The organism is Bacillus sp. FSL L8-0193 (assembly GCF_037976065.1).
Classification (GTDB): domain Bacteria; phylum Bacillota; class Bacilli; order Bacillales; family Bacillaceae; genus Bacillus; species Bacillus paralicheniformis.
The window spans coordinates 2,539,802-2,559,009 of sequence record NZ_CP150261.1 but is presented as its reverse complement, the minus strand read 5'-3'; the positions used below and the strand labels follow the sequence as shown (position 1 = coordinate 2,559,009).

Sequence of the window (19,208 nt, the reverse complement as noted above, 5' to 3'; positions counted from 1 at the left end):
TATGAAAACAAAAGTTGAGAAAATATATCCGTTATCAAACATGCAAAAAGGAATGCTGTTTCATGCCATGAAAGACGAAGCGTCACACGCATATTTTGAGCAGTTCATCATTGAATTAAAAGGTGATGTGGATGAGCGGATGTTTGAAGAAAGCCTAAATGAAGTCATGAAAAGGCATGAGATCCTAAGAGCATCATTTCATCATAGATTGGATGAGCCGCTGCACGTCATTATCAAAGATCGGCACATGAAGTTTGACTATCTTGATATACGAGGCCGGCATGATCAAGACGGCGTTTTGGAAAGATATTTGGCAGAAGATAGACAAAAGGGTTTTGACCTAGCCAAAGATACGTTGATGAGAGCCTGTCTCATCAGAATGTCTGACGATTCGTATCAATTTGTCTGGACGTATCATCACATATTGCTTGACGGATGGTGCCTTGGCATCATCCTGGATGAGCTGTTGACGATATATGAAATGAAGCGGAAAGGCCAAAATCATCAATTGGAAGACCCGAGGCCGTACAGCGATTACATCAAATGGCTGGAGGATCAGGATAAAGAAGAAGCTCAGAGCTATTGGGAGAGCTATTTGAGCGGCTATGATCAAAAAAATTCGCTTCCAAAGCTCCGCACACCTTCTGAGACGGGGTTTAAAAGAAGAGAGAAAACGATTGAATGTTCCAAAGAATTGACAAATCGCCTGATTAAATTGGCCAACCGGAATCATGTAACGATCAATACCGTGCTGCAAAGCATTTGGGGCGTGATTTTGGCGAAATACAACAACAGCGAGGATGTGGTGTTCGGAACCGTTGTTTCCGGCAGAGATGCCGAAGTGGAAGGTATAGAAACAATGGTCGGCGTCTTCATCAACACCATCCCGACCAGAATCAGGCTGGACAAAGACAAGCTTTTTAAAGATGTTCTGCGCCAAACCCAAGCCGACGCTTTGGAAAGCAGCCGCTACAATTATATGAATTTAGCGGAGGTTCAAGCGCTAAGCGAGTTGAAAAATGATTTGATCGACCATGTCATGGTCTTTGAAAACTATGCCGTTGACCAAAAAGCGTTTGAAGAAAAAAATGATGTAGGTTTTGAAATGGTGAATGTCAGCGGGGAAGAACAGACCAATTACCATTTCAGCATTTCCGCAGCTCTTGACGATCAATTAAAACTGCTCTTCATCTATGATGAAAATGTATATGACACCACCATCATCGAAACATTAGAAAAGCATATCATTACCGTCGCAGAACAAGTGGCGGAAGATGAGACACAAACATTAAGAGACATCAACCTTGTGTCAAAAGAAGAACAACACAGGATTTTAGACACATTCAACGATACAAAAACGGGTTACCCGAAAGACAAGCCGCTTCATGAGCTCTTTGAAGAACAGGCCATGAAGACGCCTGACCATACGGCTCTTGTGTTCGGTGCTCAGCGCATGACCTACAGAGAGCTGAATGAGAAAGCAAACCAAACCGCGAGGCTCCTCAGAGAAAAAGGGATCGGCAGAGGCTCGATTGCCGCGATCATCGCGGACCGCTCCTTCGAGATGATCATCGGCATCATCGGGATTTTAAAAGCGGGCGGCGCTTATCTGCCAATTGACCCTGAAACGCCTAAACACAGAATAGCCTTCATGCTCAGCGACACGAAAGCCGGGGTGCTGCTTGCGCAAGGAAAAGCGGCAGATGGAATTGACTGTGAGGCTGACATCATTCATCTGGATAAAGGAGTGGCGGACGGATTCAGTAAAGAACGGCTCAGTTCTGTCAATGATTCCGGCGATACCGCCTATATCATCTACACATCAGGATCTACGGGAATGCCAAAAGGCGTTGTCACCCCGCATTACAGTGCGGCAAGAGTCGTTAAAAACACCAATTATATCGACATCACAGAAGATGACGCCATCCTCCAACTGTCCAATTATTCGTTTGACGGATCGGTGTTCGACATCTTCGGCGCTTTATTAAACGGAGCCTCACTCGTCCTGATCGAAAAAGAGACGGTCTTGAATACACATGAGCTGGCCGAAGTGATAAAAAAAGAACAAGTCAGTGTGATGTTCATTACCACGGCGCTGTTCAATACGCTCGCCGACATCAATATCGGCTGCCTTGCCAAGCTGCGAAAAATCCTCTTCGGCGGGGAAAGAGCGTCGATACCGCATGTAAGAAAAGTGCTGAATCATGTCGGCCGGGATAAATTGATTCATGTTTACGGCCCGACAGAAAGCACGGTATATGCGACATATTATTTCATCAACGAGATAGACGATGAGGCGGAAACGATTCCGATCGGCAGCCCGCTGGCGAATACGTCGGTCTTGATCATGGATGAAGCCGGCAAGCTCCTGCCGATCGGGGTTCCCGGAGAGCTGTGCATCGCAGGCGATGGCTTAAGCAAAGGATATTTAAACCGCGAGGAACTGACGGCGGAAAAATTCATCCCGCATCCGTTCATTCCGGGAGAAAGGCTGTACAAGACGGGCGATTTAGCGAAATGGCTGCCTGACGGCAACATCGAATTCATCGGCCGAATCGACCACCAGGTGAAAATCCGCGGCTTCAGGATCGAACTTGGCGAAATCGAAAGCCGGCTGGAGATGCATGAAGACATCAATGAGACAATCGTCACCGTCAGGGAAGACGAAGAGAGCCGCCCGTACATTTGCGCCTATATCACGGCAAATCGCGAGATTTCTCTTGATGAGCTGAAAGGATTTTTAGGTGAAAAGCTTCCGGAATATATGATCCCCGCCTATTTCGTGAAAATGGACAAGCTGCCGCTCACCAAAAACGGGAAAGTGGACAGAAAAGCCCTGCCTGAGCCGGACAGAACGGCGGGGGCGGAAAACGAATATGAAGCGCCGCGAAATGAAACGGAAGAAAAGCTGGCAGCAATTTGGCGGGATATTTTAAAGGTGGAAAAATCGGGTATCAACGATCATTTCTTCGAGATGGGGGGACATTCTCTCAAAGCGGCTGCAATGGCGGCAAGAATCCGCAAGGAGCTGAAAGCGGAAATCCCTCTTGGGCAAATCTTTAAAACGCCGACAATCAAAGGATTGGGAGAATATATCAGATCGACAAAAGATAGTGTCTATTCATCTATTCAAAAAGTGGAAGAAAAAGAATACTATCGTCTTTCATCCGCACAAAAAAGACTATACATTTTAGATCAAATCGAAGGGAGCGGATTGTCCTATAACATCCCCTTTACTATGAAAGTCAAGGGCCGCTTCGATATCCGCAGGTTTGAGAACGCATTGAAAACCATCATTCAAAGACATGAAGCGCTTAGAACGTCCTTCTTGATGGCGGATGGAGAGCCTGTTCAAAAGATTGAAAAAGAAGTAGATTTCAGCATCAAATGCAGCAAAATAGAGTCTCTATCGATTCAGGAGATCATCAAACAATTTGTCAGACCGTTTGATTTAAAAAAGGCCCCGCTTTTTAGAACAGAGGTGGTCAAGGTTGATGACGAGGAACATATCATTCTGTTTGATATGCACCATATCATTTCAGACGGTGCATCGATGGGGGTTTTGACAAAAGAAATTTGCGATTTGTACGGCGGAAAAGAACTGAAGCCGCTCAGCCTCCAATATAAAGACTATTCAGAATGGCAAAGGGATTTTTATCAAAAAGATGAGATGAAAAGGCAAAAAGAGTACTGGCTCAATATTTTCAAAGGCGAGATTCCAGTCCTCAACATGCCGACGGATTACCCGAGGCCGCAAATGCACAGTGTTGAAGGCGATAGAATCGGTTTTGCAATCGACGGCGAATTGACGAAGAAGCTCAAGCGGATCGCCAAAGACAATGGAGCCACCATGTATATGCTTCTTCTGGCGGCGTATACGGTTTTGCTTCGAACATATAGCGGACAGGAAGATGTGATTATCGGAACGCCGATTCAAGGAAGAAAACATCACGAGCTGAAACATGTGATCGGGATGTTTGTCAATACGCTGGCGATGAGAAATCATCCGAAAGGCGACAAGACATTCGCTGAATATTTGCAAGATGTAAAAGAGACGGCGCTGAAGGCATATGAAAACCAAGATTATCAATTTGATGATCTTGTCGAACAGCTTGACCTTGAACGCGACATGAGCAGAAATCCGCTGTTTGATACGATGTTTGTCCTGCAAAACCTGGAAAAAGCGGATGCTGAAATAGAAGGGCTCACATTTGAACCGTTTGAAAGCGACATCCATATTTCAAAATTTGACCTTACTTTATCGGCAATCGAAAAAGACTCGAAGATAGAATTTGATTTGGAATACTGTACAAAGCTGTTTAAAAGAGAAACGGTCGAAAGGATGGCGGCGCATTTCGTCCGTGTTTTAGAAGACATTTCCAAACGGACGGACAAGCGGCTTGATCAAATAGAGGCCATGTCAGAAGACGAAAAAAACACATTGCTATATCGGTTTAATGATACGAAAACGGATGCTCCAACAGACAAAACCATTTGCCAGCTGTTTGCGGAGCGGGCGGAGACATCGCCTGACAAAACCGCGGTCGTGTTTGAAGATCAAACGCTGACATATCGACAATTGCATGAGAGGTCAAATCAGCTGGCCCGGTTTTTAAGAGAAAAAGGGGTTCAACCGGACACAGCCGTCGGCATCATGGTGGACCGCTCTCCCGAGATGATCATCGGCCTTCTGGGAATTTTGAAGGCCGGAGGCGCGTACCTGCCGCTTGATCCGGCATATCCTGAAGACAGGATCAAATACATCCTGGGCGACAGCCAAACAAAGTTTCTTCTGTCGGAAGAGGCGCTCATCAAAAAACGGGCCTTTATCAAAGAGGCCGACATGATCAACATTGATATTCACGACAAGCAAATTGCCGCACAGGATGCGGCTCAATTGGAGCCTGTCAGCCGCAGCGGGGATTTGGCTTACATCATCTATACTTCAGGGTCCACAGGAAAACCGAAGGGCGTCTTAATCGAACAAAAAGGGCTGAGCAATCTCGTTTCAGCGGTTGTCAAATTGATGCATTTAAACACGGGCAGCAGAGTGATTCAATTTGCTTCACTATCATTTGATGCGTCAGCATTTGAAATCTTTCCGGCGCTGGCAGCCGGGTCGGCTTTAGTGTTGGGACGGCAGGAGGAAATGATGCCGGGGCAGCCGTTAACAAGCTTTCTAAGGCAGTATAACATCACTCATGCGACCTTGCCGCCGACCGTACTGAATGTGTTGGATGAATCCGGATTGGAAAACCTCAAAGTAATCGTTTCCGCGGGCTCTGCCTGCAGCGAAGAACTCGCAAAAAGATGGTCCGGAAATCGGCTGTTTATCAATGCCTACGGACCGACGGAAACGACGGTCTGTGCAACGGCGGGGATTTACGAAGGATCCGGTCGTCCTCATATCGGCAGTCCGATTGCCAATACAAACGTATATGTATTGGATCAAAACCAGAAGCCTGTGCCGACAGGCGTTGTTGGAGAGCTGTGCGTCGGCGGAATGAGCCTTGCGCGCGGGTATTTAAACCGGCCGGAACTGACAGCCGAAAAGTTTATTTCACATCCGTTTGCATCAGGGGAAAGATTGTACCGGACGGGTGATCTGGCCAGATGGCTGCCTGATGGACATCTCGAGTTTTTAGGAAGAATAGACCATCAGGTGAAAATTCGCGGATACCGGATTGAACTGGGGGAAATTGAGAATCAATTGCTCAAGCTTGACAAAATCGACGAAGCGGCGGTTATAGCCAGGAAGGACGATGACCACAGCGATTATTTGTGCGCTTATATCGTCTCCAAAGAAGACTGGACATCAACCGAGATCAGTGAATGGCTCGAAAAAGAGCTTCCTCACTATATGATTCCGGCTTATTTTGTCAGACTTGATAAGCTGCCGCTCACATCAAACGATAAAGTCGATCGAAAAGCCCTTCCTGCACCTGACAGACATGTCGCCACAGGAGCGGTATACGAAGCGCCGCGGAATGACACAGAAGCTAAGCTCGTTGACATCTGGAGGGATGTTCTCGGTGCCGGAGACATCGGTATCAGCCATCACTTCTTTGCAGCAGGAGGAGATTCGATCAAGGCGTTGCAAATCGTCTCAAGGCTGTCCAGGCTTGGCCTGAAGCTTGAAATGAAGGATTTGTTCGCCAATCCGAGAATCAAGGATCTTGCCAAATATGTTAAAAAACAATCACAGAGGAAAAATGCCAATACAATCGTCACGGGACATGCAGAACTCACTCCGATCCAAAAATGGTATTTTGCTAATAACAAAGAAGAACTGGATCACTTTAACCAGTCATTTGTGCTCTTCAGAAAGGGCGGATTTGACGAAAGCTGTGTCAAAAAGGCTTTCAATAAAATAATGGAGCAGCACGACGCGTTAAGGATGATCTATGAAGAAAAAGGCGGGGACTTCATTCAGTACAACAGAAGCTTTCGGGAAGATCTGTTCGACCTGGATGTTTATGATGTAAGAGGTCTTGATCGTCAAGCGGAAAAGGTATATGAGCTGGCGACGAGCATTCAAAAACTATCATCGATTAGAAAAGGAAAACTTGTTCATCTCGGCATCTTCCGGGCTGATGAGGGCGACCACCTGCTCATTGTAATCCATCACCTTGTCGTCGACGGTGTATCGTGGAGAATTCTGTTTGAGGACTTCGAAACATTGTACAGTCAGGCATTAAAGGGGCAAACGCTCGAGATCGGCTACAAAACGGATTCCTATCAAGAATTCGCCCGCAGGTTAAAAGCATACGCCCACAGCCGAACATTATCGAAGGAAGCCGAGTATTGGCGGAACATTGCCAAGGCTCGTGTCCGGTTTATTCCGCCAAAGAACGTATTAAAGGAAGATGTATACGAAAACAGCACGACGTTGAGCATCAAGCTCGGCAAAGAGGCAACAGCGGACCTTTTGCGAAACACGAACAGAGCCTACAATACCGAAATCAACGATATTTTGTTAACGGCATTACTGACCGGAGCAAGGGACATCACAGGTGAAAACAAACTGAAGGTCATGATGGAAGGCCACGGCAGGGAAGATATTTTAGAAGGCGTTGACATCACGAGAACAATCGGCTGGTTTACGACGATGTATCCGGTGCTTCTTGATGCAGGAGAAGAAAAAGCCCTCTCCCAACAGATCAAAATGGTCAAAGAAACGTTGAGAAAAATACCGAATAAAGGAATCGGCTACGGGCTATTAAAGTATATGGCTGAAGACCCGGATTTCACCAACGAAGAAAAAGCCCGGATTTCATTTAACTATTTAGGCGAGATCGATGCCGACATGAACCGCGGCGAATTTTCCGGCTCCAGCTTTTCCGAAGGGGAAAGCATCGGCGGAAAAATTGCGAGAAGTCATTCTATCGAAATCAACGCCATCGTGATGAATCATGAGCTGGTGATTCATACAACCTTTAATCAAATGGAATACGAAAAAGATACGATCAGCCGGCTGAATCATCAATTAAAAGAACGCCTGGAACAAATCATTAAGCACTGCACGCAACAGACGGAAAGCGAACGAACGCCGTCCGATTATGGAGATACAAATATCAGTTTAGCCGAACTTGAAGAAATCAAAGGAAAATACAGAAGCGCCATTGAAAAAATCTATCCGCTCGCCAACATGCAAAAAGGTATGCTGTTCCATGCCATCGAGGATCATACCTCAGATGCATATTTTCAGCAGACGGTCATGGATATTGAAGGATATGTCGATCCGGCGATTCTTGAGGCAAGCTTTAATGACATCATGAAACGGCATGAAATCTTAAGGGCCTCTTATGAATATGAAATCGTTGAAGAACCGAGGCAGATCATCATCGAAAACCGCAGCATCGATTTCACCTATTTCAATATCGCGAAAAGCTCCGCCCAGCAACAGGAAATGTTCATTGAAAGATTGCTCAATGAAGATCGAAAAAAAGGCTTTGATTTAAGCAAAGATGTACTGATGAGGGCTTATTTGCTGAAAACGGCGGAGCGCTCGTACCGGCTTGTCTGGAGCCATCACCATATTTTACTCGATGGCTGGTGCCTTGGCATCATCATGCGCGAGCTGTTTGTCATCTATGAAAACCGGATGAACGGCAAAGCCAGTCCATTAAAGGAGACGAAGCCGTACAGCGATTATATCAAGTGGCTTGAAAGACAGGATCAGGAAGAGGCCCGTCAATATTGGCGCGAATATTTGAAAGGGTATGAGGAACAGGCGCAGCTGCCTACATTAACAAAACGCAAAAAAAGCAGCCGCTATGACCGCCGGGAGAAGGTCATCCATTTGTCAAAACAGTTGACAAAACAATTGAAGGAGCTCGCTGCCAAAAACAGCGTTACGCTTCATACGGTAATTCAAACGATTTGGGGCCTGATGCTAACGAGATACAACAAGATCGATGATGTCGTGTTTGGAACGGTCGTATCTGGCAGGGAAGCAAACGTAGACGGAATCGAAGACATGATCGGTCTGTTTATCAACACCATCCCGACAAGAATCAGATTCAATGAGCAGGCGCGTTTTAACGATTGTTTGCAAAAGGTTCAGGAAGATGCGATTCAAAGCAACCGCTACAACTATATGAATCTCGCTGAAGTCCAGGCTTTGAGCAGCTTAAAGAAAGATCTGATCGATCATATTCTCGTATTTGAAAACTATGAAGCTGATGAACAGGACTTTGAAGAGAGTCAAATGAAGACAGGCTTTAAGGTGAATGAGATCAGCGCTGCCGAACAAAGCAATTACAGCTTTAGCATGTCGGTGACTCCAGGCGAAGAGCTCACACTTGTTTTGACATATGACGGCAATGTCTATGACAGGGATATCATCAACAATATCGAAGGTCATATCAAAAGGGTCGCTGAGCAAGTGACGGCAAATGAGAACCGGAAAATTGCAGAGATTGACATGCTGGCGGAGGAAGAAAGAAAGACGCTCCTATATGAGTTCAACCGGACAAACGCAGATTATCCAAGGAATAAAACGATCCATCAATTATTTGAAGAACAGGCGGAACGGACGCCTGGGCATACTGCGGTTGTATTTGAAAAGGAGGAGCTTTCTTACAAAGCATTGAATGAAAGGTCAAATCAGCTGGCGGGACTGTTAAGGGAAAAAGGCGTCAAACCTGACATGATCGTCGGCGTTATGGCGGAACGTTCTGTGGAGATGATCGTCGGAATGCTGGCGGTGCTGAAAGCCGGAGGCGCATACTTGCCGATCGATCCCGAATATCCGGAAGACCGGATCAGGTACATGATCGAAGACAGCGGCATCAGCATCCTGCTGAAAAAGGCGGACAAACAGATTGACGTTGATTTCACCTGTATCGATATGAACGAAAAAGGGCTGGCAAAAGACATGGCCGCAGAGAACTTAGGGCACACGAGCGGCTCTTCCGACATGGCTTATGTCATCTATACTTCAGGTTCGACCGGAAAGCCGAAGGGTGTCATGGTCAACCATCAATCAATTGTCAATACGCTTTATTGGAGGAAACAATCGTATGGCTACAGTACAGCCGATGCCACGCTTCAAGTGCCGTCCTTTTCTTTCGACAGTTCTGTTGAAGATATTTTCACGACGCTTATATCTGGGGCGAAGCTGGTTTTAATTAGAGATTTACGGATGAATCCGCGTGAGATCATCGGCGTGCTGCGAACGCATAAAGCGACAAACTTGCTGGCCGTTCCGAGCTTTTATCTAAACCTGCTCGACACGATTGAGCAGCCTTTAGACGATTTAAGATTTGTCACGGTCGCAGGGGAAGGCTTCAATGAAAGTCTGATCCGGCAGCATTTTGAAAAGCTGCCGAACGTCAAATTGTTTAATGAATACGGACCGACGGAAAACAGCGTTTGCTCAACGCGGGGCGAGCTGCGAAAAGATGACGAAAAAGTCGTCATCGGCCGGCCGATCAGCAACCACAAGGTTTATATTTTAAATCACAACCAGCAGCTGCTGCCGTTGGGCACGCCCGGTGAACTTTGTCTGAGCGGGGAAGGCCTTGCCCGCGGATACTTAAACAGACCAGACCTCACGCTTGAAAAATTTGTTCCAAACCCGTTTGCTCCAGGGGAAAGCATGTACCGGACGGGGGATCTCGCAAGATTTTTGCCTGATGGTCAAATCGAATATTTAGGAAGAATCGACCACCAAGTCAAAATCCGCGGATTCAGAATCGAACTGGGCGAAATCGAAAACCAATTGCTGAAAATCGAAGGCATTGACGCGGCAGCAGTCATGGCGCGGGAAGATCAAGCCGGCGGCAAATACCTATGCGCATATATCGTCGCGGACAAAGCGGCAGGCGTTGCAGACGTCAGAAAATGCTTGTTAAAGGAACTGCCGGATTACATGGTGCCGTCATACTTTGTCAAGCTTGATCAATTGCCGCTTACGGCAAACGGCAAAATCGACAGAAAAGCGCTCCCTGAACCTAGCAGCACAATCAGTGAAGCGACGTACGAAGCACCGAGGAACCGCACAGAGGAAAAGCTTGTCTCAATCTGGGAGGACGTTTTAGGGATCGAAAACATCGGAATCAGCCACAATTTCTTTGAACTTGGCGGCCATTCCTTAAAAGCTGCGGCATTGACTGCAAAATTGCATAAAGAAATGAAGATTGAAGTCCCTTTAAGACAACTATTCGAAACACCGACAATTAAAGACATCGGTGATTTTATCGAATCCATGAAAGAAAGCCCGTATGCGTCCATCACACAGGCGGAAGAGAAAGAGTATTACGCATTGTCATCCGCACAAAGAAGGCTGTATATCCTTAATCAAATCGAACCAGGCGGCCTCTCTTACAACATGCCTTTCGCCATGAAAATTGCAGGAGATTTTGATGTCGACCGGTTCGAGGATGCTTTTCGGCAATTGATAGAAAGACATGAAGCCTTGAGGACGGCCTTTGTGATGGTTGACGGCGAACCTGTACAAAAAATCGAAAAAGAAGTTGATTTTAAAGTGAAGTACGGGCGACTCGGGCAGGACCCGTTAGAAGAAAAAATCAAAGCGTTCATCAAGCCGTTTGCTTTGGAAAAAGCGCCGCTTTTAAGAGCGGAAGTATTAAAAGCGAGTGGCGATGAACATGTACTGATGCTCGACATGCACCATATTATTTCAGACGGGGTATCCATGGCCATTTTCACAAGAGAGCTGGCCGAGTTGTATGAGGGGAAAACATTGCCGCCGTTAACGATTCAGTACAAAGACTTTTCAGAATGGCAAAAACTTTTTTATCAAAAAGATGAGGTTAAACGCCAGGAAGACTACTGGCTCAACGTTTTTCAAGGTGAAGTGCCGGTGCTGAATTTGCCGGCGGATGAAAAACGTCCGCAAAAGCGTTCGATTGAAGGAGATATCGTTCAGTTTGAAATAGACGGCGAAACGTCCGCCATGCTGAACAAACTGGCGAAAGAGAACGGCGCGACGATGTATATGTTGCTTTTGGCGGGATATACAACGCTCTTGGCGAAGTATACAGGCCAGGAGGATATCGTTGTCGGCTCACCGATCGCGGGAAGGCATCACAGCGATTTGAAACATGTCATCGGACTGTTTATCAACACGCTGGCGATGAGGAACCATCCAAAAGGAGACATGCCATTTGCCGACTATTTAAAAGAAGTGAAAGAAACGGCGCTGAAAGCTTATGAAAATCAAGACTATCCATTTGATGAACTGGTTGAAAAACTTGATGTCAAACGGGATATGAGCAGACACCCGCTGTTTGATACCATGCTTGTTCTGCAAAACTTCGACGGCGATGAAGCGGACATCGACGGCTTGACCTTCCAGCCGCTCCAAACCGAGGTGAACATCTCAAAATTTGATTTGACGCTGACAGCCGCTGAGACAAATGAAGGCATTCAATGTGTTTTCAACTACAGTACAAAATTGTTTAAGCGATCGACGATTGAAAGAATGGCGGGCCATTTGATCAATATTTTAAAGGAAGCGGCAAACGATCCGCACATGCCGTTGAGCGACGTCAACATGCTGTCAGATGAAGAAATGAACGCGCTCTTGGATCAAAATCAAGGAAAACAAGCCGATTATCCTCAAGATCAAACGGTTCATCAGCTGTTTGAGCAGCAGGCTGACAAAACGCCGGAGCAAACAGCGGTGGTCTATGCGGATGAAAAGCTGACGTACAGGGAACTGAACGAAAGAGCAAACCAATTGGCGCGGCTTTTGAGAGACAAAGGAGCAGACGCCGATCAGCCTGTGGCGATCATGATTGAACCATCGCTTGAGATGATCATTTCCATGCTGGCGGTACTGAAAGCCGGAGCCGCTTACGTGCCGATCGAGCCGGAGCAATTGGCCAAACGGACGAATGAGATTTTAAGTGACAGCAGAGCCGCAATATTGCTTGTCAAAGGCTCTGTCAAAGAAAACGTCGCGTTCGCTGGAGAAATCGTCAATGTTGCCGACGGTTTGATTGATGCGAAGGTCGCGTCAAACCTGTCTGCATCGGGTTCAGCCGATCAGAATGCATATATTATATACACATCAGGCTCCACCGGAAAGCCGAAAGGCGTATTTGTCAGACACGGGAATGTGGTGAATTATACAACATGGTTTATGAAGGAAGCTGGTCTTACAGAAAACGACAAAGCCATGCTTGTGTCCTCATATGCGTTCGATTTGGGCTATACGAGCATCTTTTCGGCACTGTTAAGCGGAAGCGAACTGCATATCGCACGAAAAGAATGCTATACAAATGCGCACCGGGCTTTAAAGTATATCAAAGAAAACGGCATCACCTATATCAAACTGACGCCGTCTCTGTTTAACATTTTTGTCAATGATCCGGGCTTTTCCGCCGAAAAACCTTGCGCCACTCTCAGGCTGGTCGTCTTGGGCGGGGAGATGATCAATACAAGGGATGTTGAGACATTTTACAACCAATATCCGGATCATGTAGTCATGAATCATTATGGCCCGACGGAAACGACAATCGGCTCAGTCTTTAAAGTGATCGACCCGGAACACCTCGATTCTTTCAAAGAATGTCCGGTGATCGGCACCCCGATTCATAATACGAATGCATATGTGCTGGACGAAAACATGAAGCTGCTTCCGGAAGGTGTGTACGGAGAGCTCTGCATCGCAGGAGCCGGAGTGACAGGAGGCTATGTCAACAGACCGGATGAAACGAAAGAAAAATTCATCGAAAACCCGTTTGCACCGCATACAAAAATGTACAGGACAGGGGATCTCGCCAGAAGGCTGAGCGATGGAAATATCGAACTTGCAGGCCGGATAGATACCCAAGTGAAGGTAAGGGGCTACAGAATAGAACCGGAAGAAATCAAAAACAGGCTGTTGGCTCATGATGATATCAAGGAAGCCTTTATTGCTGCAAGGGAAGACCATAAAGGTGCAAAACAGCTGTGCGCCTATTTCACAGCAGACGCCGAATTGCCGTTCGAGGACATCAGGACGTATCTGATGCATGAGCTTCCAGAATATATGATTCCGTCTTCATTTGTCCAAATTGAGAAGATGCCGCTTTCAGCCAACGGAAAGATCGATACGGCCGCATTGCCTGAACCGCAGCCGGGAAAAGAGACGGAATACGAACCGCCGCGGAACGAGACGGAAGAAAAGCTTGTTCAAATATGGGAAGAAGTACTTGGCATTGACAAGATCGGGATCACTCATCACTTTTTTGCAGCAGGCGGCGATTCCATCAAAGCGCTGCAAATGATCTCAAGATTATCAAGAGAAGGCCTGTCACTAGAAATGAAAGATCTGTTTGCAAATCCGCAAATCAAGTCTTTGAGCCGATATGTCAAAGCCGAATCTGATAAATCAGCATCATATGAAACGGTAGAGGGCGAGGTTCTCTTGACCCCGATTCAACAAGAGTATTTCTCGTTGAACAAAACGGACAGGAACCATTACAACCATGCGGTTATGCTTTATCGGAAAAACGGATTCGACGAGAGCATCGTCAAACGTGTGTTCAAAGAAATCATCAAACATCACGATGCACTCCGGACGGTGTTTACAGAAGAAGACGGAAAGATCATTCAGTACAACCGGGGACCGGACAAACAGCTGTTTGACCTATTTGTCTATGATGTCTCGAGCGAAAACGACCAGCCTCAGAAAGTGTACCAATTGGCCACGGAGCTTCAGCAAAGCATCGATATTGAAACCGGCCCTTTGGTCAAACTGGCGCTCTTCAAAACGAATAATGGGGATCACCTGCTGATCATCATCCATCACCTTGTGGTCGACGGGATCTCCTGGAGAATATTATTTGAAGATTTGGCGATCGGGTACAGCCAGCTAGCGAATGGAGAAAAAGTCGAATTTTATCCGAAAACGGCTTCCTACCAAGCATATGCGCGGCACATAGCGGAATATGCAAAATCCGTCAAACTGCTTAGTGAAAAACAGTATTGGCTGAAGGCTATAGCTGAGGGCGTCGAATTCCTGGATATGAATGAAAATGCCGGAGCCTTCAAAGTTGAGGACAGCCGGACATTCAGCACGGAACTCGAAAAAGAGGAGACGAAGCGGCTTTTAAGAGAAACAAACCGAGCTTATCATACCGAAATCAACGATATTCTGATCACAGCGCTTCTGGTGGCGGCAAGGGATATGAACGGGCAAAATCAATTAAGAATCACGCTGGAGGGGCATGGAAGAGAACAGGTGGCTGATGGCATCGACATCAGCAGAACGGTCGGATGGTTTACCTCGAAATACCCGGTATTCATCGATCTGGGACAAGAAACAGACATGTCCAGAACGATTAAAATGGTGAAAGAGCACTTGCGAAACGTGCCGAACAAAGGCATCGGCTACGGAATTTTAAAGTATCTTACTCGGGACAGTGAGATCGCTAAAGGCGCAGCATCTCCAATCCTGTTCAATTACTTGGGGCAGCTTGATGAAGACATCAACAGCGGAGAATTTTCTTCATCACATCTCTCGCCGGGAGAAGCAGCCGGAAAGGGCATCACAAGAGAACATCCGCTCGAAATCAATGCGGTGGTCTTCAGGGGAAAACTGGCCATTCAAACGACCTATAACACAAGAGCGTACAGTGAAGACGTCGTCAGAGCTTTTGCTCAAAACTATAAAGAAGCTCTTAAAGCGGTCATTCGCCACTGCGCGGAACGAGAAGAGACGGAAAAAACGCCGTCCGATTACGGAGACAAAGGCATCAGCTTAGATCAGCTTGAGGAAATCAAACTGAAATATAAAGGGATGGAAATCGAAAAAATCTATCCGCTTGCCAACATGCAAAGGGGCATGCTGTTCCACGCGCTCGAAGACAAGGAATCACAGGCGTACTTTGAACAAATGGCCATCAATATGAAAGGTTTGATCGATGAGCGTCTATTTGCAGAAACCTTCAATGACATCATGGAAAGACACGAGATTCTAAGGGCCTCTATTGAGTATGAAATAACGGATGAACCAAGGAATGTGATCATCAAGGACAGAAAGATCAATCTTGACTATCATGACTTGCGAAAGCAGAGTCCGGCGGAACGAGAGCAAGTGATTCAAGCGTATCGCAAAGCAGATCGGGAGAAAGGTTTTCGCTTAAACAGCGAACCATTGATCAGAGCCGCGCTGATGAGAACCGGGGATGACAGTTATACGTTCATATGGACAAACCACCATATTCTGCTTGACGGCTGGTCCCGGGGAATCATTATGGGAGAGCTGTTCCACATGTATCATATGAAAGAAGCCAGGCAAAAACACCGGCTTGAAGAGGCAAGACCGTACAGCGATTATATCGGGTGGCTACAGCAACAGGATAAAGAAGCTGCAAAAGCGTACTGGAGAAACTATTTATCAGGCTTTACCGAAAAATCGCCGATTTCGGTTTTGGCGGGTTCTTCCGGACATGCGAAATATAAGCGAAAAGAGGCCGTCATCGAATTCCCGGAACAATTGACCGGCCGGATCACAGAACTTGCCAGCCGTAACAATGTCACCTTCCATACCGTTTTACAATGCATTTGGGGAATGCTTTTGGCAAGATACAATCAAACGGATGATGTCGTATTCGGTACAGTCATTTCCGGAAGGGATGCACAAGTAACCGGAATTGAAAAAATGGTCGGATTATTCATCAACACTGTACCGACGAGAATTAGACTGGACAAAAGCCAAAGCTTTAAGGAACTCATCAAAAGCGTTCAGGAACAGGCTTTGGAAGGCAGGACATATCATGACATGAATTTGTCGGAAGTACAGTCGCTCAGTGAATTAAAAAGAGAGCTGCTGGATCATATCCTGATTTTCGAAAATTACGCGGTTGATCAGAGTGCATTTGAGACAAGCGGCAAACGCGGTGCCGGTTTTGTCTTTGAAGAAATTCACGCCGAAGAACAAACAAATTACGGATTTAATATTGTGGCAGTCCCGGGCGAACGTTTGGTCATCAAATTGACTTATGACGGAAATATCTATCATGACCACATCATCGCCGGTATCAAAGGACACCTTCAACAAGTGATGGAACAGGTCGTCCAACATGAAGATCAGTCATTAAACGATATCACAGTCCTTTCCGAAGCTGAAAGAAACAGGCTGTTGTACGAATGGAATGACACGAAAGCGGAATATCCGAATCAGACGATTCACCGGCTGTTTGAGGAACAAGCCGAAAAAACCCCTGAGCTTGCTGCGGTTGTCTCAGGAAATGACAAACTGACATACCGTGAGCTCAATGAAAAATCAAATCAGCTTGCCAGATACCTCAGGGACAAAGGGGTCAAAGCGGATACGATTGTCGCCATCATGGCAGAACGCTCACCGGAAATGGTGGTCGGAATCATGGGGATTTTGAAAGCCGGAGGAGCCTATTTGCCGATTGATCCCGATTATCCGGAAGAAAGGATCAAGTATATGCTTGAAGACAGCGGCGCGGCCATCATCCTTGCGGATCACAAGCAGGACTTGGGCACACTTCATCAAGAAGCCGTCGAATTAACCGGAGATTTCAGCAGTTATCCGGCTGACAATCTGGAACCGGCGGGTAACGCCGACAGCCTTGCATATATCATCTACACGTCAGGTTCTACAGGCAAACCAAAAGGGGTGATGATCAGGCAAAGAGGGCTGGTCAACTATATTACCTGGGCTGACCGTGTATATGTCCAAGGCGAACAGCTCGATTTTGCCCTCTACTCATCCATTGCCTTTGATTTAACGGTGACATCGATATTTACGCCGTTAATCTCAGGCAATCGGGTGATTGTGTATCGGCATAGCGAGGACGGAGAACCGCTGATTCGAAAAGTGTTCAGAGACCAAAAAGCCGGGATTGTCAAATTAACCCCGTCTCATTTAAGCCTTGTCAAAGACATGGATGCCAGCGGATCAAGCATCAAACGCCTGATCGTCGGCGGGGAAGATTTAAAAACGGAACTGGCCAAAGAAATCACGGAGAGATTTCATCACAACATTGAAATCTACAATGAATACGGTCCGACCGAAACGGTTGTCGGCTGTATGATCTATCAATATGATGCCGGATGGGACCGCCAAGTTTCTGTCCCGATCGGCAAGCCGGCCTCCAATGTCCAGCTCTATATTTTGGATGAGCGTCAGGAAGTGCAGCCGGTCGGAATTGCCGGAGAGCTGTATATCAGCGGAGACGGAGTCGCAAAAGGCTATTTGAACAAACCGGAGCTGACGTCTGAAAAATTCCTGCCAAATCCGTTTTTACCGGGTGAAAGAATGTATCGCACAGGAGATCTTGCGAAGATGAGGCCGGATGGACATATTGAGTATCTGGGCCGGATCGATCACCAAGTCAAGATTCGGGGCTACCGGATCGAACTTGGCGAAATCGAGCATCAATTGTTAAGGCACAGCGATATAAAAGAAGCGGCGGTTGCCGCCAAAACAGATCAAAACAACGATCAAGTTCTTTGCGCATACGTCGTTTCCGAAAGAGACATCACACAGAAAGACATCAAAACGTTTTTGGCGAAGGAGCTTCCGGAATATATGGTGCCGTCCTATTTGCTGAAGCTTGATGAGCTGCCGCTGACACCAAACGGAAAAGTCGACTTGAAGGCCCTTCCAGAGCCAGATCGAAGCGCGGGCGCTTTACTGGAATACGAGCCTCCAAGACACGAACTTGAAGAAAAAATGGCCGCCATTTGGGAAGACATCCTGAATATCGAACAGATTGGCATCAACGCCAACATATTCGATATCGGGGCGAATTCTTTAAACGTCATGTCATTTGTCTCTAGGCTATATGCAGAGCTTGGCTTCAGAGTTCCGTTTAAGGACATTTTCTCCAAGCCGACCATTAAAGAGCTGTCTGATTTTCTGAAGCATGCACAAGACCTGCTGAAAGACTACACAGATGATTGCATGCAGCTGACCAGGGCGGAAGAAGGCGGCAAAAACCTGTTCTGCTTCCCGCCGGCCGCGTCGATGGGCATTGCCTACATGGGCTTGGCCAAACATCTAAAGCAGCATTCGGTGTACAGCTTCAACTTCATTCCATCCGCAAACAGGATTCGAAAATACGCGGATATCATTAAAAACATTCAAGGTGAAGGGCCATACACATTAATCGGCTATTCATCCGGCGGAATCCTGGCATTTGATGTGGCGAAAGAATTGAACCGGCAAGGATATGAAGTCGAGGATTTGATCATCATCGATTCAAAATATCGGACAAAAGCCGAGAAACATCAGTTCACAGAGGAGGAATACAGAGAAGAGATATCCAAAACATTTGAACTTGAGAAATACCGCGACGTAGAGAAATTATTGAGCGACTATTTAGTGGACTTGGTGATGAAGTCTTATGTCTATATACAAAACACGGTCACAACCGGCGCAATTGACGGACATATCAGCTATATCAAGTCAAGCGACAATCAGCGGGGTGAAAATATGATGATGTGGGAAAAAGCGACGTCCAAAACCTTTACAGTCGTTCAAGGAGCCGGAACCCATATGCAAATGATCTCCAAGTCCCATCCCGACATTCTTGAAAGAAATGCAAGATTGATCCATGATATCATCAATAAGACTGTCAAAATATGAACAAAACGGCATCCTTTTCAGGGTGCCTTTTGTTTGCCTTATCAAGTCTCTGTTATAATGAAAGGCAAAGAAAAGAGAGGAAATATTTCAAAAAACAAGCAGCAGCGGGTGCTGCGGTGTGAATATC

Annotated in this window: 1 protein-coding gene; it reads left to right on the top strand. The window is 46.5% G+C overall.

Features of this window, described 5'->3' with window-relative positions:
* Position 1: 1 nt before the first annotated feature.
* The gene (gene bacC / locus MHH76_RS12790) at positions 2–19,081 is read left to right on the top strand and encodes a bacitracin non-ribosomal peptide synthetase BacC (protein WP_154059223.1); all 19,080 of its coding nucleotides are present in this window, start codon (positions 2–4) and stop codon (positions 19,079–19,081) included.
* The last annotated feature ends 127 nt before the right edge of the window (positions 19,082–19,208 follow it).